Below are 20,487 nucleotides of genomic sequence, written 5' to 3'. Positions count from 1 at the left end.
GTCGTGGATCGCACCGGCCACCGGCGCGGGGCGACCGGCGAGGTCGACCTCACGCCGGGGGTGCGCGCTCCGGTGAACGGCGATGGAGGAGGGCCGTACCGGGCGGCCGCGCACCACGCGGAGCAGGTCTGCTCGGAGGTCGCCGTGATCGAGCTCGAAGGGCACCGTCACACGCTCTCGCCCTCCCCGCGCGACGCAGGCGCAACGACCGTCCTCGCGCACGTGGTCCTGCACGCTGCCGCCCGAGTCGTGCACCCGCTGGTCCTTCTAGAGCTTCCGCCCGAGGTCAAGAAAGGGCGGCCGCTCCGCGTAGATGGCGCGCCGCTCGTCGCGGACGCCCGCCCCAGCTCGGACTGGATCGACCCCGTCGCGACCATCCCCGAGGCGGACCCCGGCCGGCGGGGCGCGCTCTCGGATCGGTGGCTTCGGGCGGCGCTCGCGGAGCACTCGTCGATCGTCGCGTTCGAGCGCCTCGCGGGCGTGCTCTCGGGCCTGGGCGCACCCGAGGCGCTCGTCGATCGCGCGCGGTCCGCGATGGACGACGAGAGGCGCTCGAACGCGTCGCGATCGACGAGCGCCGGCACGCCGAGCTGGCGTGGGACATGCTCGCCTGGCTCTGGCCGCGCACGTCGGTGCGGGCTCGCGCCGCGATCGCCGAGGCGCCGCTCCCGCCTCCGGCGCTGCGCGGCGCCGGCGAGCGCGATCGGCGCAACGGCGAATGGCTCGCATGGCACGGCTGGCTCACGACCGCCGAGGAGATGGAGATCGAGATCGCCGCGTGGCGCGAGGAGATCGGCCCGCGGCGCGACGCCCTGCCCGCGTTCGCGCGCCGATCCAAGGCGTCGACCGTAAGCGCTGCATGAAGCGCCGTCGGCCCCGACCACGGTCCGTGGTGCAAGAACCTGCTAAGCGCTCGGAGATGGCTTCGAGAATGGGGTTCTTGTGCTGCACACCGCTCGCCTTGGTCATCGCCTGCGCGGCCGAATCCTCGCGCGCGCCCGTCGACGCGGGCTCCGACGCGCCGCCCGCGGGCACCGTCACCGCGCGCCCACCGCTCCCGCGTGAGGCCGCCCTCGACGCGCGCTTCGTGAAGATCACGCTGCACCGCGAGTTCTACTGCGAGGGGGCGAGCTTTGCGGACTTCAATCACGACGGGGTGACGGATGTCATCGCGGGCCCGGATTGGTACGAGGGTCCGGGGTATGGCACGAGCCATCCCGTGTGGCCGAGGAAAGCCTTCGATCCACACGGCTACTCGGATTGCTTTTTCGAGTTCCCCCACGACTTCGACCACGACGGGTTCACCGACGTCCTCGTCGTCGGCTTTCCGGGGGTGCCCGCGGCTTGGTACCAGAACCCGCGCGACGGCGACGCGCTCTGGGCTCGTCACGACACGCTGCCGTGGCCGATCGACAACGAGTCGCCCCTGTTCGCCGACATCACCGGCGACGGCGTGCCCGAGCTCGTGCACATGTCGGGGGGCGTGCTCGGAACGTCGTCGCCCGGCGTGGACCCGACCGAGCCGTGGGTCTTCCGGGCGCTCACCGAGAATCGGGGGTACGGCGCGTTCACGCACGGCCTCGGTGCAGGCGACGTCAACGGGGACGGCGCAAGCGATTTGGTCGAGGCGAGCGGCTACTTCACGCGGAGCCCAGAGTCGCCCGACGGCTTGCCGTTCACGCGCGTCGAGCAGCCGTTCGGTGCCGGGGGAGCGCAGATGCCGGTAATCGACGTGGACGGCGACGGGGACGCGGACATAGCGACCACGCTGGCCGCTCACGGCTACGGGCTCTCCTGGTTCGAGCAGGTTCCGAACGCGGCCGGCACCGCGTTCGTGGAGCACGTCGTCGTTCCGGGGACCCCGCCCGATGCCGCGTCGAGCGTGTTCATGCACGAGCCGCACGCGCTCGCTCACGCCGACATCGACGGTGACCGGCTCCAGGACCTCGTGAGCGGCGAGCGCTTCTGGGGTCATGTGCCTGCCGGCATGCCGGACTTCGACGCGCCGGCCCGGCTCTACTGGTTCGAGCAGGCGCGAGCGGCGGAACGCATCGACTTCCAGCCCGTTCTCATCGACGACGATTCGGGGGTAGGCACCCAGCTCACGGTCGCGGACGGCAACGGAGACGGCCGGCCGGACATCGTCATCTCGAACAAGAAGGGCGCTTTCGTCTTCCTACAACGCTAGGGCGTAATCCTCGCGCCGATCCAAGACGGCCTCCCACCGGCGCGAAACTTGCGAAGCGACCGAGGCGAGCTCGCGCTCAGCGGTATCCGTGCTCGCTCCCTGGCAGCGAGATGCGCTCGGCGTCCACCTGATCCGCGTTGTGGAGGCCGTCTCCTCTCGCGAGCGCTTCACCGGACCTTGCGGAGCCTGTCTCCGCCGGCGCCGGGCGGCGCCGCCGCGGCGGCCTGGAGCGGGCGGATCTCCAGGCCCCGCCGCCGCAGGGCGTGGGCGATTCCCGCCTGGAGATCGCCGCGGGGGGTCACGCCGCTCAGGTCCACGCCGAGCTGCACGATGATCTGCGCGACCGTGGGCGCGATGCCGACGAGCACGACCTCGGCGCCGAGCAGCGACGCCGCGCGGACGGCCCGGAGCAGATGGTCGGCGACGCCCGTGTCCACCATCGGGACGCCGGTGACGTCGATGAGGACGACCGAGGCCTGCTCGCGCTCGATCGCGGAGAGCAGCGAGCCCATGATCTGCGCGCTCCGGTTCGAGTCGACCGTGCCCACGAGCGGCAGCACCAGGATCCCGTCGTGGACCGGGATGACGGGCGTCGAGAGCTCGCGCACGACCTCGAGCAGCCGCGCCTGGCGGTCGTAGGCCTGCGCGAGCTGCGCGAGCTGCTCGGTCCGCTCCCGGTCCCTCCGCGCCCGGAGGATCGCGGCGGCGAGCTGGTTCCCGAACGCGGCGATGAGCGCGACCTCGTCCTCGGTCATGCGCTCGTCCGAGCTGCCGACGCCCAGCACCCCGAGCGCCTCTCCGCCCGCGCGGAGGGGCACGTACACCCCGGTCCGCAGGCCGGCGCCCGCGGCGGCCTCACCCCAGCCTTCGGCCTCGCAGCGCTCGCCGAGATCGTGGCGCACCACCGGATGGCCCTGATGGAACGCTGCGACCGCCGCGCTCCGGGGGTTGTCCAGCGGGAGCAAGAGGTAGAGATCGACTCCGAAGTTCCTGCCGAGCCCGGCGCGGGAGGCGAGCACGCCGCGCTCGTGGTCCACGAGCCCGATCCAGCTGATCACGTAGCCGACCTCGTTCACCAGGAGCTCCGCTGTCCTGTCGAGCGGCGGCGCCTCCTCGGAGATCACGGCGACGGCGTCGCCGGCGCGGTAGAGCGCCGACAGCCCACATCCCCTCGGTTCAATGAGTCTCGAGTGCGGCCACGGCTGCGCCCGGCGGCGAGCTTGCGCGACCTCGCCGCCGCTGCTGCTCAGGCGTAGTCCCGCAAACTCCTATTCGATGGACGGCTGTCCGTTCCCTCCTCCACGACCTCCTCCTGGACTGGTACGTCGCGTTCGCGTTCTGCGCGTGGGACGGAGGCCGTGGATTCGCGAGCCGCGCGCGCCGACGCTTCCGCTCGACGTCGCCCGCAGCGTCACCTCGCGGCGCGGGCGAGGTGCGGCGGGATGCCGCCTCGTTCCACGCCTCGAACGCGGCCGTTCCAGATCGCCGGCTGGCGCCGCTCCGGGTAGCGCAGCATACTCTGGCCGCGATTCTTGAGCCGTCACGGGCGGATTTCGTACGCCCGTCTCCGGGCCTGCCGCTCCGGCTGCCCCTTCACCGGTTTCGGCCCGGTGCCCCATGGGTCTGCTCGGAGACGCCATCGCCGAGCCTGGCGCGCCGCAATCACAGGCCCCGTCACGTTGATCGCTGGCGAACGCTGGCTCCTGGCGGAGGCGGACTCCCTCGGAGCGAACGATCGTCCGAACAGAATCATGATGTGGAGGCAGAATGAAGAAGAAAGAACTTGGTCATCGGCTTGGTCTCGCGGTGTGCGCGGGCGCCGCGCTCGGCCTCTCCGCGGGCTGCTCGCTTGAAGGCGCGTCGGACGAGCCGCTCGATGCATTGGGGTTGCATTCGTCCGCGATCGTCGGCGGCGAGGTCGCCGAGGCGAGCCCCTGGGCCGTCCAGGTCTTCGACGTGCGCGGGAGCACCGGCGATTTCTTCCAGTGCACCGGCACCCTCGTCGCGGCGCGCTGGGTGCTCACCGCGCAGCACTGCATCGCGGACGAGGGCGAGACCTCGGCGGTGCGCGTCGGCAGCAACACGTACCTCGCGGGCCAGCGCATCGCGGTCGACGCCGTCGAGGTGCCCTCGGCCGCCGCCGACATCGCGCTGCTCCACCTGACCGAGGACGCCAGCGGCCCGGTCGTCCAGCTGGCCGAGGCGACGTCGGTCGCGATTGGCAGCGACGCGACGGCCTACGGCTGGGGGAGCGAGGGCACGCCGCTGGTGATGGCGCCGTCGCTCAAGAAGGCGACCCTCCACATCGACAGCTGGTACTCCGCCGAGGAGCTCCTGGCGACGGGCGTGACGGGCTCGGGCTGGAACGGCGACTCCGGCGGCCCGTGGTTCGTCGATGGGCGTCAGGTCGCCGTGTTCTCGGGCGTGAACGGGCAGGACGGCACGAACCTGCACGCGAGGCAGCTCGGCGTCGACGTCGCGCGCCACCGCGCGTGGATCGACGCCACGATCGCCGGCGGCCCCACCGTCCACCCCAGCAACCAGGTCGTGCTCCACGATCTCTCGAACTTCTCCGGCGTCTCGCAGGGCTTCGGGATCGGCCGCTACGACCTGCCGGACATGACGATCATCGGAGACAACCGCGCGAGCGCCATCAGGGTCCCCGCCGGGCTCCGGGTCACGGCCTTCATCCACGCCGATTTCGGGGGCGAGGCGCGCGTCTTCACCTCGGACACGGATCTCGTGGCCGCGGGCTTCAACGACGGGATCTCGAGCATCGTCGTCTCGAACGCCTCGGACCCGCAGCTCGACGTGGTCACCTTCTACGAGCACGCCAGCTTCTCGGGCCAATCGGTTATCTACGGCGTCGGCTCCGGCCTCTTTTACAGCACCCCATGGGACCAGAGGGTCAGCTCCGTCCGCGTCCCCTCCGGCTTCAAGCTGACGCTCTACAACGGGCTCTGGCGCTACTCGGCCGAGTCGCGCGTCTTCACGGCAGACGCGAACCTCGCCCCCCAGAGCTTCGACGACCAGACCCGGAGCTTCCTCATCGAGCGCTTGTAGGAGCGAGCGCGCGGAGCGGCCAGCGCTCTCGCGTCGCGAGGCGAGCGCCGGATCCTCCCCACGCCGGCCGCGCGAGGCCAAGTCGGCGCGCGCTCGCGGGCCTTGCTCGGTACGCCCCCCGCGGATCGAGCCCCAACATGGGCTAGCTTACCATCGTGGACACGGCGTCCGGCGCGGCGAACGCCCCGGCGCGCCGCCGCACGGTGCCGTTGCGCTCCACGAGCCCGCTCGGTACCCTCGGGGGTAAAATGACGTCCACCGCGCCGCAGGGCTGCTGCGAGGGGAGCCCTGTCGACCGTTCGGCTCCCCCTCTGACCAGAGCCCTGCCTCCCGCCGCCGCTCCCTCCGGCCCGATGAACCAACGGCGAGGCGCCCCATCCGCCATCCGAGGCATGTCGCGCTCAGCGGCGCGCACCGACATGCGAATCAAGCACCACGCCAGGGCCGAACGCCGTGGCTTCGCAGAACGATGAAAGGAGTTATGACGACATGAAGAGGTTCTTGGCTCTTTTTGCCGCCCTGGGTTGCTCCCTCGCCACGTCGGTCGCGCTCGCGGATCCTCTCCCTGTGACCGGCCAGTGGCGGACGATCGATGAGAAGGGGGTCGAGCAGTCGGTGGTCGAGATTTACGAGAGGGGCGGGAAGATCTTCGGCAAGATCGTGAGCCTGAAGCAGCCGCTCGACGAGAAAGGGAAGCCGAAGATCTGCACCGCCTGCGAGGGCGCCGACAAGAACAAGCCCATTCTGGGGCTCGTCATCATCAGGAACATGGTCCGCGATGACGACGAGTACGATGACGGTACGATCCTGGATCCGAACAACGGCGAGACCTATAGCTGCAAGCTCGAGGCGATCGAGGGCGGGAAGAAGCTGAAGGTGCGCGGCTTCCTGGGCATCTCCCTCCTCGGCAGGACCCAGACCTGGCTGAAGAAGTAACAGCTTCTCGTCCGCCAATCGTCGACCGCGGCGCGCGGCGGCCGCCGCGCGGCGTGCTACACCGCGGGCTCACGCCGGCCCTGCGGGGCGGTCGCCCCCCGAGCATGGATATGACTCAGCCCCAGCCCGACAATCCGCTCCACGGTATCACGCTCCAGATGATCCTCGAGCACCTGGTCGCGCAGCATGGCTGGGAGCAGCTCGGACGCATGATCGACATTCGCTGCTTCAAGTACGATCCCAGCATCAAATCGAGCCTGCACTTCCTGCGACGGACCCCGTGGGCCCGGCAGCAGGTGGAGGCCCTCTACCTGCGGGACAAAGCCAAGCCCAGCCCGTGACCGGCCCGCTCGATCGCACGCCGAGCCCCGGTCTCGATGCCGCGGGGGCGCAGCGCTTCCCCCGACGCCGGGGTCAGGCGCCCGGGGCGCGCACGAACTGCTCGTAGACAACGAGCGTGACCGGCTTGTCGGTGGCGACCTTGACGAGGATGCTCTTGACGCGCAGCCATTCGAGGCCGGTCTTGCCGGCGCCCACGCGCGGTACGCCGATCCGCGCGATCCCCGCCCCGGCGGCGTGCGTCACCATCGCGGCGAGCGAGCGCTCGAGCGCGGCGAGCGAGGGCCTCTTCGTCGCGTTCTCCTGGATCGCGAGGGTGTACACGGTGTCGCCGCCCTCGCTCCAGACGAAGGCCTCCCCGAGCTGGAGCTTCCGCTCGGCGCTCCGCTGCTCGAACGCCGGGAGCAGGCCCGGCCAGCGCTTCTTGAACGTCACGGAGATCCCCGTGTCCATCGTGCCCACGCAGCTCACGCCGTGCGCGTACGCGTGGAGATCCGGGGTGTTGAGGAGATCGCCCTTGGTGAAGATCGTCGGCACGGGGGGCACCCTAGCACTGCCGCGGTCCGCTTCGTAGCTCGCCTCCATCCCGGATGTCGCCGTCGCCGTCGCGATCGAGCGCGAGCCAGGGCGCCGCCGGACGCCCGGCCGGAGCACGACGGTAGCCCCGGCTCACCGCTTTCTGGAACGCGAGAGGCCCTGGGCGAGGGAGCCGACGAGGGTGATGCCGGTCCCGTCAAAGCCCGACGCCACCAGGGCGCGGGCCAGCGCGGGCTGGATGCCCGTGATCATGGCGGACGCGCCGAGCAGCCGGATGGCGCGTACCATCTCGATCAGGTGCCTGGCGCCGGCGTCGTCGAGCGCCGCGGCGCCGGTCATGTCGAGTATCACGCGGTCGACCCCGCTGCCGGCGATCGCAGGCAGGAGCCGCGCCGCGATCTCGGCGCTCCGCTCTCGGTTCAGCGCCCCGATGATCGGCAGCGCCAGCGCGCGCTCGCCCACGTCCAGGATGGGCGCGGAGAGGGCGAGGATCTCACCGCGCTGCTGCTCGACGAGCGCCAGCGTCGCGTTCAGCTCGTCCAGCAGGCGGCCGCGCTCCTCGGCGGAGCGCTCCGCGCCTATCCGCGCCGTCTCGTCCGTGTGGTGGAACAGGACCCCCAGGGCGCCCGTCACGGGATCACGCACCGCTCGCCCCTCGATCGCGTGCAGGCGCTCCCCATCCACGGTGCGGACGAGCAGCTCTCGCGTCACGATGTCGCCGTCCAGCGCCGCCCCGAGCATCGCGTCCGCCTCGCCGGGCTCACCCAGCCAGGCGCTCCACGTCCTGGTGCGGCCGAACGCCCGCAGCGCCGCCGGGTTCTGCATCAGGAGGTCTCCGCTCGGGTCGACGAACGCGATCATCACGGAGGTGTGGCGCAGCGCCTCGATGCCTCGGACGAGCTCCGGCTCAGGCGCTCCCTCCCTGGGAAGCGCCTGGCTCAAGATCGCGAATCGCCCATCGTCGAGCTCGATGCTCGAGGAGTGGAGCGTCACCGTCACTGGCACCCCGCGCGGGTAGAAGGTCCAGCTCTCGCGCACGACGCCCCCCTCGCGCAGCTGCGCGGCGAGGGCCTGGAAGCGCGTCCGGATCGGCGCAGGCACCGCCGAGAAATCGCGCGCAAACAGCTCGTCGCGATCCTGCGCCCTCCACAGGTCCAGGCCGGCCTCGTTCACCCAGCAGACCCGCGAGCGGTCCACGTCGACGACCCACACGGGGATGGCCGACAGCTCAAGCCCGGCCAGGCGCTGCGCAAGCTGCATCGGCATCACACTCGCTTACCGGGCTGCGGCGCGCAATGGGCGCCGGTTCGCCGTGTGATGCTCCTCATAAATTCGACCGACGACGGCGGCAGGTACACTCGCCGCGCGGCCGTCCTCCTGGGCCAGCCCCCGCGTCGACTGGAAACATACCGCCTTGCCCTGCTCGATCCGCCGCCATAGGGAAGAGCGCCGAGGCGGAGGCTGCTCTCTGTCGTTGCGTACGTCGCGATTTCGCATACCTGATGGATGGACCTGCGCTATCTCTCCCTGCGAAAAGAAGTTTCTTGCCCGGTAGAAATCCAGACGCGAGCAGCCTTGCGACGCCGAGTGATCGTCATCCGGGCAGCCGCGAGATCTGGAGCGACCCGGGCGCCTCGACATCGAGGGATCTGCGATGCAGCGCTGTGCGTCGCCGCGGTCGCCATGATCGTTGGCTGCAGCCAACCCGAGCAAGCCGCAGCGACGACCCCTCCAGGAGGGACCGGCGGCGGTAGCGGGGGTGGCGGCGGCGGGAGCGGCGGCAGAGGGCCTGACTCGGGGATCGGTGGCTTCGGCTCCCTCGTCGACTCGGCAGGTGCGGGATCGAACTGCGGCAGCGTGCCGCCGGTGTGCTCGGCGGACATGCACTCCATCGTGGACTGCAACGGCCAGCTGGTGAAGGCGTGCGGGCCCTCGGAGGGATGTTCGGACGGCGCGTGCATCGCGGCGTGCGACGCGGCGGCCGCCGCCAAGAGCTCCGTCGGGTGCGAGTTCTTCGCCCACGTCCCGGCGGCGTCGGGAGAATGTTATACCCTCTTCGTCGCCAACACGTGGAGCGGACCGGTCTCCCTGGAGGGCGACGTCGGCGGCGAGACGATCGATCTCTCGAAGTACACGTATACGCCCGAGGGCAGCGGGCCGGGCCTCGCCCTGACGCCCATCGGCGCAGGGGGGACGATCCAGCCGGGCGAGGTGGGGATCGTGTTTCTGCGAGGCGACCCCTTCATGCGCGGCGACGTCTCCGGCTGCGGCTACCCCGTCGAGGTGGCCGAGATGGATCCGGCCGCCTCGGCGTGGAACGACCCGGCGTGGAGCACCGACAACACCGCCACGGCGCTCCGCCTCGTCGCGTCGGTCCCGATCGTCGTCTACGACATCATGCCGTTCGGCGGCGGCTCCTCCGCGATCGCCGACGCCACGATGCTCCTGCCCACGTCGACATGGGACACCAATTACATCGCCATCACGCCGTGGCCCTTCGGCGAGAACGAGGGGCCACCGGCGTTGTCGATCGTCGCCTCGTCCGACGACACGGACGTCGTCATCAACCCGACCGTGGACATCCAGGCAGGGAAGGGCGTCCCCGCCGCGCCGAAGGGCCAGCCGGCGCGCTTCGCGCTCCGCAAGGGGCAAGTGCTCAGGCTCGAGCAGCAAGAGGACCTGCTCGGCAGCGTCATCAGCGCGAACAAGCCGATCGGGGTGTGGGCGGAGCAGACCGGCATCAACATCGATCAGGGGTACGCCGACAGCGCGCACGAGCAGATCCCGCCGGTGCGCGCGCTCGGCAGCGAGTACGTCTATGCGCGTTACAGAAGCCGCGTGCAGGGTCAGGACGAGGCGCCTCCGACGCGCATCACCGGGGCCGTCGACGGCACGACCCTCTCGTGGGATCCAGCGCCGCCGCCTGGCGCCCAGGCCACGGTGGACAGGGGGAAGAGCTTCGTTGTCCGGTCCGGCACGCCGTTCGTCGTCAGGAGCCAGGATGACGAGCACCCGTTCTACGTCTCGACGTACATGACGGGCGGCGCGGCGTTCCAGAATGCCGGGGATCCCGAGTTCGTCAACGTGGTCCCGGCGGGGCAGTACCTGTCGCGGTATCTCTTCTTCACGGACCCGACCTACCCGGAGACGAACCTCGTGTTCGTGCGCAAGAAGGGCGCTGACGGCGTGTTCCACGACGTCGTGCTCGACTGCGCCGGGGCGCTCTCGGGGTGGACGCCCGTGGACAGCGAAGGGCAGTACGAGGTGACCTGGCGCGATCTCGTGCGGAACAACTTTCAGAGCCAGGAGGGGTGCAGCAACGGCAAACACGAGGCGTACAGCGATGGCCCGTTCAGCGTGACCGTGTGGGGCTGGGGGTCGGAGCCGCCCTTCAACCACAACAGCTACGCTTACCCGGCCGGCGCGAGCGTTCGAGCGATCAACCCCGTCGTCATCCCTCCTGAGCCTCCGCAGTGAGCGGGAGGTGGGGTATCAGGGGCGGTGGCCACGCCCGGGCGACCTTGGGCGGCGCGCGCACAGCCCAGGCGGACCAGGTACGGCGGTCGCGCCAGGGCGGCCGCGGAGCGGACGCCGGGGCCCGGGGCGGCCCGCCGAGGAGATAGCCGCGGCCGGCTCGACTACGGCGATCCCACGTCTCGCGCTCATTTCTTTCCCGACGTTGCTCTACGGAATTTCCGCGATGGTGCGGTGAGTACCGCGGCGATAGGTTCCCACCTGCGATCCCGGTTCGTCCGCGGCAGCCGCGCGCGGCAGCCATGTCGAGCTCCATCCCGGTGGTTGACCGGAGAGCGCACGCTCATGCTCAAGCGCCTCATCCTCATTGACGGCCCCCCTTCGAGCAGCGATGGGCCATCGGCCTGCGGGACGCCGCTCCTCTCCCCGTGGGACAGGGCGGCGCTCTCCAGGGAGTTCCCCGGCGTGGAGGTGGAGAGCGGCGCGCCCGGCCCGTCCGGGAGGGCGCACCACGCCGTCATCGACGCCCGCGCGTGGCGCGCGTCGGCGCTCGACCTCTGGGCGCTCGACACCCGCCTTCACGCGCTCGACGCCGGCGGCCTCTTCGACCTCCGGCTCGACGGGCTCGAGCGAGCGGGCGCCGCGCGCGCCGCCTACGAGGTCCTCACACGGTGCCAGCGCTTCCTCCGCAGGAGGAACCCCGCCTCCGCGACCGAGGTGTTCGACCGGGTCCTCGGGCGGCACCGGGAGCTCCACGATCTCGACAGGCCGCTCGTCCGCGCCGACCACGATCATGCGCTCGACGTCTGGCAATGGATGCTCCGCCTCGATCCGCGCGCCGGCGTCGCCGTCCAGGTGGCGGCGCTCTTTCACGACGTGGAGCGGCTCGTCTCCGAGGCGGACGTCCGGAGAGAGCACCGCGCCCCGGACTACCAGGCGTTCAAGGACGAGCACGCGCGGCGCGGGGCCGCCCTGACGCGCGCCGCGCTCGCCGGCGTCGGGCTCGGGCCGGAGGTCCTCGACCGGATCGGCGCCCTGGTGGCGTCGCACGAGCGGCCGGGGGACGACGCCGAGCTCGCCTTGCTCAACGACGCCGACGCGCTCTCGTTCTTCTCGCTGAACAGCGCCGGGTTCCTCGACTGCTACGGGCCCGAGCACACCCGCGCCAAGGTGGCGTACACGCTCCGCCGCCTCCGGCCCGAGGCAAGGGCGCTCTTGCCGCGGATCCGCTGCCGCCCCGAGGTGGAAGCGATGATCCTCGGCGAGCCGGGCAGGCCGCCGGCGCCGGCGCCGGCGATGCAGGCATAGAGGAGGTCCGCTCCGCCATGAGGCTCGTCATCTTCGGTCTGACGATCAGCTCCTCCTGGGGCAATGGCCACGCCACGCTGTGGCGCGGCGTCGTCTCCGCCCTCGGGCGGGCCGGGCACCGCGTCACCTTCTTCGAGCGCGACGTCCCGTATTACGCCGCGCACCGGGATCTGAGCGCGCTCTCGCACGGCAACACGCTCCGGCTCTACACCTCGTTCGAGGACGTCCTTCCCGAGGCCAGGCGCGCCGTCCGCGACGCCGACGCGGCGATGGTCACGTCGTACTGCCCCGACGGCGGCCCCGCGACCGACGTGGTCCTCGAGTCCGGCGCGCTCAAGGTCTTCTACGATCTCGACACGCCGGTGACGCTGGATCGCATCCAGGCCGGACAGCCGGTCGGCTACATCGGCCCTCGAGGCCTCGCCGATTTCGATTGCGTGCTCAGCTACACCGGCGGCGCGGCGCTCGATCAGCTAAAGGCGAAGCTCGGCGCCCGGCGGGTGTTCCCGCTCTACGGCAGCGCGGACCCGGCGGTGCACCGCCCGGTCCCGCCGCGGGACGGCTTCCGCGGGGATCTCTCGTACCTCGGCACGTACGCCGCCGACCGGCAGGCGGCGCTCTCCCGCCTCTTCCTCGAGGCGGCGAGGAGGCTGCCCGAGCGGCGGTTCGTCATCGGGGGCTCGCTCTACCCCGAGGACTTCCCGTGGGCGCAGAACGGCGACAACGTCTATTACCTGCGCCACGTGGCGCCGCCGGATCACCCGGCGTTCTATTGCTCCTCGCGGCTGACGCTCAACGTGACGCGGGGGGCGATGGCGGCGATGGGCTATTGCCCTTCCGGGAGGCTCTTCGAGGCCGCCGCCTGCGGGACGCCGATCCTGAGCGACGGGTGGGAGGGGCTCGACCGGTTCTTCACGCCGGGGAGGGAGATCCTCGTGGCGGCGACCGCGGACGACGCGGTCGCGGCGCTCTCGCTCCCGGAGGGCGAGATCGCCGCCATCGCCCGCGCGGCGCGGGAGCGGGTGCTCGCGGAGCACAGCGCCGCGCGCCGCGCGGCGGAGCTCGTGGCCATTCTCGAGTCGGTCTCGGCTCATTGAACGGAGCCGAGGTCGGCTCATCGAACGGAGGGACGGCGCGATGTGGGGAGTGATTCCGGCGGCGGGCCTGGGCAGCAGGATCCAGCCGCTCGCGTTCTCGAAGGAGCTGCTCCCGGTGGGGACGCGCAGGGACGGCGACGTGGAGCGGCCGCGCGCGGTCAGCGAGTACCTCATCGACCGGATGGTGCTCGCCGGCGCGACCCGGCTCTGCATGGTGATCTCGCCGGGCAAGTCGGATATCGTCGAGTACTACGGCGCGAGCGTCGGCCCGGCGCACATCTGTTATGTGGTGCAGCCGGCCGCCGCCGGGCTCTGCGACGCCATCTTCCGGTCGCTCCCCTGGATCCGGCCGGAGGAGGACGTGCTCGTGGGGCTCCCCGACACGGTGTGGTTCCCGGAGCACGGGCTCTGCTCGCTCGGCGTCGGGGGGCTCTCGTTCCTGCTCTTTCCGGTCGAGCATCCGGAGCTCTTCGACGCGGTCGTCACCGACGAGGAGGGCCGGGTGCTCGAGATCCAGGTCAAGCAGCGCGACGCGCGCTCGCGGTGGGTCTGGGGCGCCTTCAGGCTCACGGGGGCGGTGATGCGAGCGCTCCACGACCTCTGGCGCGAGCGCGGGCGGGAGGACCCGTACATCGGGACGCTGGTGAACGAGTACCTCGCCCGCGGCGGCAGCGCGCGCGCCGTGCGGGCCGGAGAGGCCTATGTCGACGTGGGGACGCTGCACGGCTACCACGAGGCCATCCAGCTCCTCAGTCGCGCCGCCGCGTGAAGGGAGGAGCCATGGAGAGGTGCGTCGAGGGAGCGGCGACGTGGACGCGGGAGCAGATCCAGGAGCGCGTGCGCCGGCTCGGGCCGTGGTTCCACAACCTCGATCTCCGCGGGGTGAAGACGGCGCCCGACCATTTCCTCGGGGATTACCCCGCGTTCAAATGGAGGGGCTTCGCCGACGCCGTCCCGGCGGATCTCACGGGCAAGACGGTCCTCGACATCGGCTGCAACGCCGGCTTCTACTCGCTCGAGATGAAGCGGCGCGGGGCGGCGCGCGTCCTCGGGATCGACAGCGACGAGGACTACCTGGCGCAGGCGCGCTTCGCCGCGGAGGTCTCCGGGGCGGACATCGAGTTCCGGAACCTCTCCGTGTACGACGTCGGCGGCCTCGGAGAGCGCTTCGATCTCGTGCTCTTCCTGGGCGTCCTGTACCACCTCCGCCACCCGCTCCTGGCGCTCGATCTGCTCCACGAGCACGTGGTCGGACACACGCTGATCTTCCAGAGCATGCAGCGCGGCAGCGCGGAGGTGGCGCCGCTGGAGGAAGATTTCCCCTTCTCCGAGGAGGAGATCTTCGACGAGGCCGGTTATCCCAGGCTCCATTTCGTGGAGCACAGCTATGCGCACGACCCGACCAACTGGTGGGTGCCCAACCGGGCTTGCGCGGAGGCGATGCTGCGGAGCGCCGGCTTCGAGATCGTGAACCACCCCGAGCCCGAGGTCTACCTCTGCCGCCGGCGCGAGAGGGCCTCCGGTCGCCCGCCTGGCGCCGTCTACCCGGCGAGGCGAGCCTTCGTGAAGGGAGAGCACGCGTGATCGAGGCGGTGATGCTCTGGAACGAGCCCAACAACAGGTCGCACTGGGATTTCGAGATCGATCCCGAGTGGACGACCTATGGAACCATGGTGAAGCTCGCCGCGGACGCGATCCGGAGCGAGCGCCACTGGCTGCTGCGGGTGCTGGGCGGCATCTCGCCGATCGATCCGGGGTTCATCGCCAACATGGGGCGGCAGGGCGTGCTCGAGCACGTCGACGTGGTCGCGGTGCACGGCTTCCCGCTCGACTGGAATCACTGGCAGATCCACGAGTGGCCCGCCAAGCTCGAGGAGATCCGCCTGGTGACCGACAGGCCGCTCTGGATCACCGAGATCGGCGTCTCCACGTTCGGCGCCGAGGAGGTGCAGGAGTTCGGTCTCCGGCGGAGCGCCGAGCTGCTCCGCGGCAAGGTCGAGCGGATCCACTGGTACAGCCTCTACGATCTGCCGCGCGCGTGGCCGGCGACGACCCGGCACCGGGAGGCCGAGGGCTCGTCGTATTACCGGCATTTCTACATGGGCCTGCTCCGCGAGGACGGGACGCCCAAGCGCGCGCTCCGGCTCTTCCCGGAGTACACCCCTGAATTCGGTCTGTGCCAGTGGTTCCACTTCGACGACCACCGGCTCGACGACGCGGTGGCGTGGCTGAAGGATCTCGGGGTGCGCCATCTCCGCACGGGCCTCAGCTGGGCCGACAGCTTCCGCCCCGGCGCGGAGGCCTGGTTCGACCGGCAAATGAAGGCGCTCGAGCCGTTCGAGGTGACCCTGACCTACTGCTTCACCCCCGAGCACGCCGGCGTCCGGCCCCACCACACGAGCCCTCCGCAGCAGATCGAGGAGTTCGCCGACTTCTGCGCGCGGATGACGCGGCGCTACGCATGAGACGACGCAATGCGTAACACGCGCAAAGAGCCGAGGGGCGGGTACGCGTCTGCTCGTCTGTACGCGCTTTACGCGCCGTGTGGCGCGCCGCGTCGCCGTTTGGTAGTGTGGAGATCGCTGCGTTTTGCGCCAGGACGACCTGGCCGCATGCGCTCCAGGTGGCTCATGTCCCACGTCGCGAGCACGCCGAAGCGAAAGAGAAGACCCGAGGAGCACCGCGGCACCCCGGGGGGGCGACCCGAGCCGCGCACAGGGCTTCGCACCAGGCGCGCGGAGGTGCCGTCGTGAACCTCGCCGTGCTGCGCCGTCAGGGCCCCTCCGCCCAGGAGCTCGCGTGGCCGCCGTTCTCGTGGCTCTCGTCGGGCCGGGCGCCGCGCTGTCTCGTCGTGCTCGCCCATCCGGACGACGAGACCATCGGGCTCGGCGCGCGGATCGGCCGGCTCAGCCCGATCGAGGTGGTCCACGTGACCGACGGGGCGCCGCGCGACGAGCGCTTCGTGCCGGCGGGCCTCGCCGGCATCGGGCGCGAGCGCTACGCCGCGCTCCGGCGCGAGGAGGTGACCCGCGCGATGTCGGCCGGCAACGTGCCCGCGGGGCGGCTCAGGTGCCTCGGCGCGGTCGACCAGGAGGCGATCGAGGAGGCGCCGAGCCTCACCCGGCGGCTCGTCGAGCTGTTCGCCCGGACGCGGCCCGAGGTGGTGTTCACCCACCCCTACGAGGGCGGCCACCCCGATCACGACGCGGCGGCGCTCGCCGTCCACGCGGCGGCGGTGCTCGCCCTCTGGAACGGCGTCACCGCGCCGCTGATCTTCGAGGCGGCGTCGTACCACGCCGCGCGCGGCCGCCTCCTCACCGGCGAGTTCATCGCGCACCCCGGCGTCCCCGAGATCGCGCTCCGGCTCTCGGACATCGAGGCGTCGCGGAAGCGCGCCATGCTGGCCTGCTTCGCCAGCCAGCGGGAGGTGCTCGCCCCGTTCGGCGCGGAGGTCGAGCGCTTCCGGCCGGCGCCCGCGTACGATTTCCGCAGGCCCCCGCACGACGGCCCGCTCCACTACGAGCGCCTCGGTTTCCCGATCGACGGCGCGCGCTGGCGGCGGCTCGCGGCGAAGACGCTCACGCTGCTCGGCCTCGAGCGCGAGCTGTGCCTCTGACGGTCCTGCTCGTCGGCTATCCGCTCGCGCCCGTGGGTCCGGACGCCGTCGGCGGCGCCGAGCAGGTCCTCTCGATGCTCGACGAGGCGCTCTCGCGCGGCGGCCACCGGTCGATCGTGGTCGCCCCGGAGGGCTCCGCCTGCGCAGGGACGCTGGTCGCCACGCCGGCGCCCCCGCCGGGCGCGGTCCTCGACGAGGCGGCCAGGGAGCGGGCCTTTGGCCACCACCGGAGCGCCGTCGCCCGGGCCCTCGACAGGTATCCGATCGACCTCGTCCACCTGCACGGCGTCGATTTCGATCGCTATCTGCCCGAGCCGGGCGTGCCGGTGCTCGCGACCCTCCATCTCCCGCCGAGCTTCTATTCGCCCGCGGTGTTCCGTCTCGAGCGGCCGAGGACGTTCCTCCACTGCGTGTCCGCGACGCAGCGGCGCGCCTGTCCGCCGGAGGCGCGGCTCCTGCCCGAGATCCCGAACGGCGTCCGGCTGGAGCGCTACCGGCCGAGGCGGTACAAGCGCGGCTTCGCCCTCGCGCTGGGCCGTATCTGCCCGGAGAAGGGCTATCACGTCGCCGTGGAGGCCTCGGTCCGCGCCGGCGTGCCGCTGCTCCTCGCCGGCCAGGCGTTCGGGTACGAGGCGCACACGCGGTATCTCCAGGAGGTCCTGCTGCCGATGCTGCGCGGGCCCGGGCCTGTGCGGCGCTTCCTTGGCCCGGTGGACCTCGCCCGGAAGCGCCGCCTGCTCGCGGCGGCGCGGTGCCTGCTCGTCCCCAGCCTTGTGCAGGAGACCAGCTCGCTCGTGGCCCTGGAGGCGCTGGCCTCGGGAACGCCCGTGATCGCGCTGCGCGGCGCCGGCGCGCTGCCGGAGATCGTCGCGCACGGCCGGACGGGGTTCCTGGTGGACGGCGCTGCGGAGATGGCCGGCGCGATGGCGAGCGTCGACCGGCTCGACCCGGCGGCGTGCCGTCGCGCGGCCGAGGAGCGCTTCTCGGCGGCGGCGACGGCGGCGGCGTACCTCGAGACGTACAGCCGGATCCTGCGGGAAGGGTGAAGCGCCGGGTCGCCGTGCCGGAGGATGGAGGACGACGCTCTCCGCCTGCGGCCGCGCCGCGGGCACCACAAAGGCCTCTCAGCGAGCGTTGCAGGCGAAGACGTGCTCGATGGCGTCCACGCACATCTGCTCCGCGACCTCCCGGGTGACCCGAGCCAGCACCCGGAACCGCGTGAGCTCGGTCAGGGTCTGGTAGACGTTGACCTCGGCGATCACCTCTCCGTCGCCCGCGGCCTCGGCGCTGTAGAAGAGGCGGATCAGGTTGTTCGCCTTCGCCGGCACGCCCCGGAGCAGGAGGTGAAACTCGATGCTGGGGGTCTTCTCACCGACGTCATGCTCGATCCGGTAAGCGTGGCCTGACGAGGCGAGCTCACCGCCGATGGCCTCGAACGTGGGAACGAAGATGTCGGCCAGGATCCGCCGGAATTCGTCAATGAAAACCTGGCGCCGATCCGGCGGGGTGGAGCCGCACGTGCTCCGAGCCAGGCGATCGCCGTATTTCTTTTGAATGATCCCCAGGCGGATACGGGTGATTTCATCGATGGCCACGTGGGTGTCCCTCGGCGGTCAGAGCAGGGCGGGATCTCGGGGCGCTCTCGCGGACACGACCGAGCGGGTAGTGCTCACATTTTCCCGGAGAGAGTTCACATGAAGGCGGGAAGGCGGGAAGATTATTCAGGTTTTCTTCCCGCCTTCCCGCCTTCATGTTGAAATCTCAGCACTACCACCGAGCAGACGTCACTTGAGAATCAAAACCTTGGTCTGGCTCGGGACGATGGTCGTCGAGTTCGTGTTGATCTGGTTCCCGAGGCCGTTGGCGCTGAGCACCACCGCCGGTTTTCCTTGCCACAGCGTGTTGCGAGAGAACCGGAGACGCCTCGCGGGGCCCATGTTGCGGCCGGAGATCACGCCGCCGAGAAGCCCAGGGTTGTCGCCGGAGGTGAGCGGAATGGTGGTCGCCACGGTATGCGCGGGAGCGCCCCCGATGCGCACTTTGTACGCGGGGGACGTCCCCATGGGCTTCGCCGCAAAATTTGGAAATGGGACGGGGATGGTCGTCGGAAGACGGCAGACGTCCGGGATGCCAAAGTCCATTCCACCGCGCGATGTGATTGCAAACATGGTCGGTCACCCTACCTGGATCTGATCGGCGTCGATCTTCACGACGTGGCACGCGGTGATCTTGGCGTTCTCGCTGTGGATGACGAGGTTGCCCTTGGCCGCATAGTCGATGCGCTCGGCGCGCACATGGTCAGCCTCTTCCACGATGCGGTAGGAGCGCTTCACCCTCTGCGACAGCCGTTCGAGCGCCGAGTCGAGGCTCCGGCCGATCAGCTTGGCCCGGTCGACCTCCCCGCGGGCCATCTTGCTGAGGAACGTGAACAGCTCCAGCGCGACGTGCCCCTCCTTGGCCTGGACACGGAAGGTCGACGCGGCCATCGAGAGGTCCTTGCCGGCTGCCACGTGTACACCGTCGGGCGCCGCGATGCCCAGCGAGCCGCGCCGCAGACGAATCTGGAGATCTCCTTCGGAGACGAGGTGCGAGGGCGCGCCTTCCTCCCGCTCGAGAATCGCGAGGATGTAATGCGCGCCGTTCACGGCGGTGAGGAGCACCAGGTCTCCGGCGGCGGGCTCCAGCAGACAGCTCGTCGCGCGCTTCGCGCGGACCTCGCCGCTCTCGGTCTCGACGATGTACGCGGAGCCCTCGATGCGGAGCACGGCGCCGTGTTCGCCGTGGGCCTCCCGCTGGGTTTGTCTCGCTCTTGCTGCGCTCTGCATGGTTTCCTCATGAGTGAGGGGTGCGTTGACCGCCGGCAGGCCTCCCAAGGACGTTGGCCTGCCAGTCTTCTGCTTCCTTGAGCTCCTTGTCGTCGCCGTGCGCCAGCGCCTTGCTCGGCGGCCAGATCGTGCCCTTGTCCGTCACGCGGTGCAGCCGCGCGCGCGACAGCGTCGCATCGGAGAAGTCGGCGAACGACACGTCGGCGTGGGAGAAGTCTGCATGGCTCAGGTCTGCCCGGCAGAAGCGGGCGCCCGGGCAGCTCGCCCGGTGCCAGACGCTCATCTCGAGCCGCGCGCCCGAGAGGTTCGTGGCGCCCGCGCGCGCGTCGACGAAGAGCGCCTGGCTCAGGTCGGCCTGGGTGAGGCTCGCGTTCATCAGGGTCGCTTCGACGAAGTCGGCCAGCCGGGCGACGGCGCCGTCCAGTCGGGCCCCGGTCAAGTTGGCGCCCTTGAAGCCGCATTGCGTCAACGTGGCCCCTGAAAAGTCGCAGTCCTGCAGGTCGGCGCTGGTGAATTGCGTTCTGCTGAGGTCCATCCGCCGGAAGTCCTTGGGCCCCATCCGCACCTCGATCAGGATCGCCTCCACGAGGGTAGTCCCCGTGAGAACGGCCTGGGACAGGTCCTGACGGAACAACACAGCCCTGGTCAGGTTGGCCTGAGAGAAGTCCGTGCCCTCGAGCGTGACGCCGAACAGGGTGCCGTCGGTCAGGTTGGCACGGACCAATCGGGCGTTCTTGAGCTGGGCATGGTCGATGGTGGCCGACGAGAGGTCGGCTCCGGTCAGATCGGCCGATTCGAGGTCCACGGCCGAGAGGCTCGCTCCAACCAGCGAGGCGCCGGTGAGCACGGCCCCCGCGAGCGTACAGTCCATGGCCGTGCCAAGGTGAAAATCCAGCCCCTTCAGGTTGGCTCCCGCGAGGTCACAGCGGTGAAAGATCGCCTCGCGCACCTTGACGCCGCTGAGGTCGGCGTCGGTGAAGCGGACATCTTCGAAGATCCCGCCGGAGAGGTCGAGCCCCGACAGGTCGAAGCCCGACAGGTCCAGCTCCGAAACGACCTCTTCCTGTTCGATCAGCTTGCACAGCGCTTCCCTGCCCATGCTCC

General features: G+C 70.6%; 20 protein-coding genes. 13 read left to right on the top strand and 7 right to left on the bottom strand.

From position 1 onward, the window contains the following. Positions 1 to 602 precede the first annotated feature (602 nt). Both WMF27_RS33620 and WMF27_RS33615 read left to right on the top strand, forming a co-directional pair. Positions 603 to 863: a hypothetical protein gene (locus WMF27_RS33620; protein ID WP_437764777.1), complete on the top strand. Its 261-nt coding sequence runs from the start codon at positions 603 to 605 to the stop codon at positions 861 to 863. A gap of 56 nt (positions 864 to 919) precedes the next feature. After that, complete coding sequence (locus WMF27_RS33615; RefSeq protein ID WP_437764778.1) at positions 920 to 2,188, top strand: FG-GAP repeat domain-containing protein; 1,269 nt, start codon at positions 920 to 922, stop codon at positions 2,186 to 2,188. Between the two features lie 167 nt (positions 2,189 to 2,355). On the opposite strand, the gene WMF27_RS33610 is transcribed toward WMF27_RS33615, so the two are convergent. Continuing rightward, complete coding sequence (locus WMF27_RS33610; RefSeq protein WP_437764779.1) at positions 2,356 to 3,312, bottom strand: STAS domain-containing protein; 957 nt, start codon at positions 3,310 to 3,312, stop codon at positions 2,356 to 2,358. A 643-nt stretch (positions 3,313 to 3,955) separates the two neighbouring features. On the opposite strand from WMF27_RS33610, the gene WMF27_RS33605 reads away from it, so the two are divergent. The 3 genes from WMF27_RS33605 to WMF27_RS33595 all read left to right on the top strand — a co-directional run bounded on the left by WMF27_RS33605 (position 3,956) and on the right by WMF27_RS33595 (position 6,528). After that, on the top strand, positions 3,956 to 5,251 hold the full coding sequence (locus WMF27_RS33605) for a trypsin-like serine protease (protein ID WP_437764780.1): 1,296 nt from the start codon (positions 3,956 to 3,958) through the stop codon (positions 5,249 to 5,251). Between the two features lie 489 nt (positions 5,252 to 5,740). Next, the gene (locus WMF27_RS33600; RefSeq protein WP_437764781.1) at positions 5,741 to 6,187 is read left to right on the top strand and encodes a DUF2147 domain-containing protein; all 447 of its coding nucleotides are present in this window, start codon (positions 5,741 to 5,743) and stop codon (positions 6,185 to 6,187) included. 110 nt (positions 6,188 to 6,297) lie between these two features. After that, positions 6,298 to 6,528 (top strand): VF530 family DNA-binding protein, encoded by a 231-nt coding sequence (locus WMF27_RS33595; RefSeq protein ID WP_437764782.1) that lies wholly within the window; start codon positions 6,298 to 6,300, stop codon positions 6,526 to 6,528. 73 nt (positions 6,529 to 6,601) lie between these two features. Here WMF27_RS33595 and WMF27_RS33590 read toward each other — a convergent pair whose 3' ends face one another. Further along, complete coding sequence (locus WMF27_RS33590; protein ID WP_437294573.1) at positions 6,602 to 7,063, bottom strand: macro domain-containing protein; 462 nt, start codon at positions 7,061 to 7,063, stop codon at positions 6,602 to 6,604. A 132-nt stretch (positions 7,064 to 7,195) separates the two neighbouring features. Further along, positions 7,196 to 8,329 carry an STAS domain-containing protein gene (locus WMF27_RS33585; protein ID WP_437764783.1) on the bottom strand — a complete coding sequence of 378 codons (1,134 nt, stop codon included), beginning with the start codon at positions 8,327 to 8,329 and terminating at the stop codon, positions 7,196 to 7,198. 615 nt (positions 8,330 to 8,944) lie between these two features. On the opposite strand from WMF27_RS33585, the gene WMF27_RS33580 reads away from it, so the two are divergent. The 8 genes from WMF27_RS33580 (at position 8,945) to WMF27_RS33545 (ending at position 17,604) form a co-directional block, all read left to right on the top strand. After that, positions 8,945 to 10,540 (top strand): IgGFc-binding protein, encoded by a 1,596-nt coding sequence (locus WMF27_RS33580; protein WP_437764784.1) that lies wholly within the window; start codon positions 8,945 to 8,947, stop codon positions 10,538 to 10,540. A 342-nt stretch (positions 10,541 to 10,882) separates the two neighbouring features. Further along, on the top strand, positions 10,883 to 11,845 hold the full coding sequence (locus WMF27_RS33575) for a DUF4202 family protein (protein WP_437764785.1): 963 nt from the start codon (positions 10,883 to 10,885) through the stop codon (positions 11,843 to 11,845). Positions 11,846 to 11,862: 17 nt separating this feature from the next. Next, positions 11,863 to 12,942: a CgeB family protein gene (locus tag WMF27_RS33570; protein WP_437764786.1), complete on the top strand. Its 1,080-nt coding sequence runs from the start codon at positions 11,863 to 11,865 to the stop codon at positions 12,940 to 12,942. A gap of 40 nt (positions 12,943 to 12,982) precedes the next feature. Beyond that, positions 12,983 to 13,711 (top strand): sugar phosphate nucleotidyltransferase, encoded by a 729-nt coding sequence (locus WMF27_RS33565; RefSeq protein WP_437764787.1) that lies wholly within the window; start codon positions 12,983 to 12,985, stop codon positions 13,709 to 13,711. A gap of 11 nt (positions 13,712 to 13,722) precedes the next feature. After that, complete coding sequence (locus WMF27_RS33560) at positions 13,723 to 14,526, top strand: TIGR04290 family methyltransferase (RefSeq protein WP_437764788.1); 804 nt, start codon at positions 13,723 to 13,725, stop codon at positions 14,524 to 14,526. Further along, the gene (locus WMF27_RS33555; protein ID WP_437764789.1) at positions 14,523 to 15,407 is read left to right on the top strand and encodes a beta-xylosidase; all 885 of its coding nucleotides are present in this window, start codon (positions 14,523 to 14,525) and stop codon (positions 15,405 to 15,407) included. Before WMF27_RS33560 ends, WMF27_RS33555 begins: the two co-directional genes overlap by 4 nt. A gap of 284 nt (positions 15,408 to 15,691) precedes the next feature. Next, positions 15,692 to 16,558: a PIG-L deacetylase family protein gene (locus WMF27_RS33550; protein ID WP_437764790.1), complete on the top strand. Its 867-nt coding sequence runs from the start codon at positions 15,692 to 15,694 to the stop codon at positions 16,556 to 16,558. Beyond that, the gene (locus WMF27_RS33545) at positions 16,549 to 17,604 is read left to right on the top strand and encodes a glycosyltransferase family 4 protein (RefSeq protein WP_437764791.1); all 1,056 of its coding nucleotides are present in this window, start codon (positions 16,549 to 16,551) and stop codon (positions 17,602 to 17,604) included. Before WMF27_RS33550 ends, WMF27_RS33545 begins: the two co-directional genes overlap by 10 nt. Before the next feature lie 78 nt (positions 17,605 to 17,682). Here WMF27_RS33545 and WMF27_RS33540 read toward each other — a convergent pair whose 3' ends face one another. The 4 genes from WMF27_RS33540 to WMF27_RS33525 all read right to left on the bottom strand — a co-directional run bounded on the left by WMF27_RS33540 (position 17,683) and on the right by WMF27_RS33525 (position 20,482). Beyond that, the gene (locus tag WMF27_RS33540) at positions 17,683 to 18,153 is read right to left on the bottom strand and encodes a hypothetical protein (protein WP_437764792.1); all 471 of its coding nucleotides are present in this window, start codon (positions 18,151 to 18,153) and stop codon (positions 17,683 to 17,685) included. Positions 18,154 to 18,342: 189 nt separating this feature from the next. Further along, positions 18,343 to 18,699: a DUF4150 domain-containing protein gene (locus tag WMF27_RS33535; protein ID WP_437944551.1), complete on the bottom strand. Its 357-nt coding sequence runs from the start codon at positions 18,697 to 18,699 to the stop codon at positions 18,343 to 18,345. A gap of 33 nt (positions 18,700 to 18,732) precedes the next feature. Then, positions 18,733 to 19,383 (bottom strand): DUF3540 domain-containing protein, encoded by a 651-nt coding sequence (locus tag WMF27_RS33530; protein ID WP_437764794.1) that lies wholly within the window; start codon positions 19,381 to 19,383, stop codon positions 18,733 to 18,735. A gap of 7 nt (positions 19,384 to 19,390) precedes the next feature. After that, positions 19,391 to 20,482 (bottom strand): pentapeptide repeat-containing protein, encoded by a 1,092-nt coding sequence (locus WMF27_RS33525; RefSeq protein WP_437764795.1) that lies wholly within the window; start codon positions 20,480 to 20,482, stop codon positions 19,391 to 19,393. Positions 20,483 to 20,487: the final 5 nt, after the last annotated feature.

This window comes from Sorangium sp. So ce281 (genome assembly GCF_051527395.1).
Classification (GTDB): Bacteria; Myxococcota_A; Polyangia; order Polyangiales; family Polyangiaceae; genus Sorangium; species Sorangium cellulosum_B.
This window is presented reverse-complemented; position numbering and strand designations above follow the sequence as displayed.

What these genes read in the sequence shown, in the direction of transcription:
- WMF27_RS33620 (WP_437764777.1), top strand. Translation starts at nt 603, where the DNA reads ATGCTCGCCTGGCTCTGGCCGCGCACGTCGGTGCGGGCTCGCGCCGCG.
- WMF27_RS33615 (WP_437764778.1), top strand. Translation starts at nt 920, where the DNA reads ATGGCTTCGAGAATGGGGTTCTTGTGCTGCACACCGCTCGCCTTGGTC.
- WMF27_RS33605 (WP_437764780.1), top strand. Translation starts at nt 3,956, where the DNA reads ATGAAGAAGAAAGAACTTGGTCATCGGCTTGGTCTCGCGGTGTGCGCG.
- WMF27_RS33600 (WP_437764781.1), top strand. Translation starts at nt 5,741, where the DNA reads ATGAAGAGGTTCTTGGCTCTTTTTGCCGCCCTGGGTTGCTCCCTCGCC.
- WMF27_RS33595 (WP_437764782.1), top strand. Translation starts at nt 6,298, where the DNA reads ATGACTCAGCCCCAGCCCGACAATCCGCTCCACGGTATCACGCTCCAG.
- WMF27_RS33585 (WP_437764783.1), bottom strand. Translation starts at nt 8,329, where the DNA reads ATGCCGATGCAGCTTGCGCAGCGCCTGGCCGGGCTTGAGCTGTCGGCC.
- WMF27_RS33580 (WP_437764784.1), top strand. Translation starts at nt 8,945, where the DNA reads ATGCACTCCATCGTGGACTGCAACGGCCAGCTGGTGAAGGCGTGCGGG.
- WMF27_RS33575 (WP_437764785.1), top strand. Translation starts at nt 10,883, where the DNA reads ATGCTCAAGCGCCTCATCCTCATTGACGGCCCCCCTTCGAGCAGCGAT.
- WMF27_RS33570 (WP_437764786.1), top strand. Translation starts at nt 11,863, where the DNA reads ATGAGGCTCGTCATCTTCGGTCTGACGATCAGCTCCTCCTGGGGCAAT.
- WMF27_RS33565 (WP_437764787.1), top strand. Translation starts at nt 12,983, where the DNA reads ATGTGGGGAGTGATTCCGGCGGCGGGCCTGGGCAGCAGGATCCAGCCG.
- WMF27_RS33560 (WP_437764788.1), top strand. Translation starts at nt 13,723, where the DNA reads ATGGAGAGGTGCGTCGAGGGAGCGGCGACGTGGACGCGGGAGCAGATC.
- WMF27_RS33535 (WP_437944551.1), bottom strand. Translation starts at nt 18,699, where the DNA reads ATGGACTTTGGCATCCCGGACGTCTGCCGTCTTCCGACGACCATCCCC.
- WMF27_RS33530 (WP_437764794.1), bottom strand. Translation starts at nt 19,383, where the DNA reads ATGCAGAGCGCAGCAAGAGCGAGACAAACCCAGCGGGAGGCCCACGGC.
- WMF27_RS33525 (WP_437764795.1), bottom strand. Translation starts at nt 20,482, where the DNA reads ATGGGCAGGGAAGCGCTGTGCAAGCTGATCGAACAGGAAGAGGTCGTT.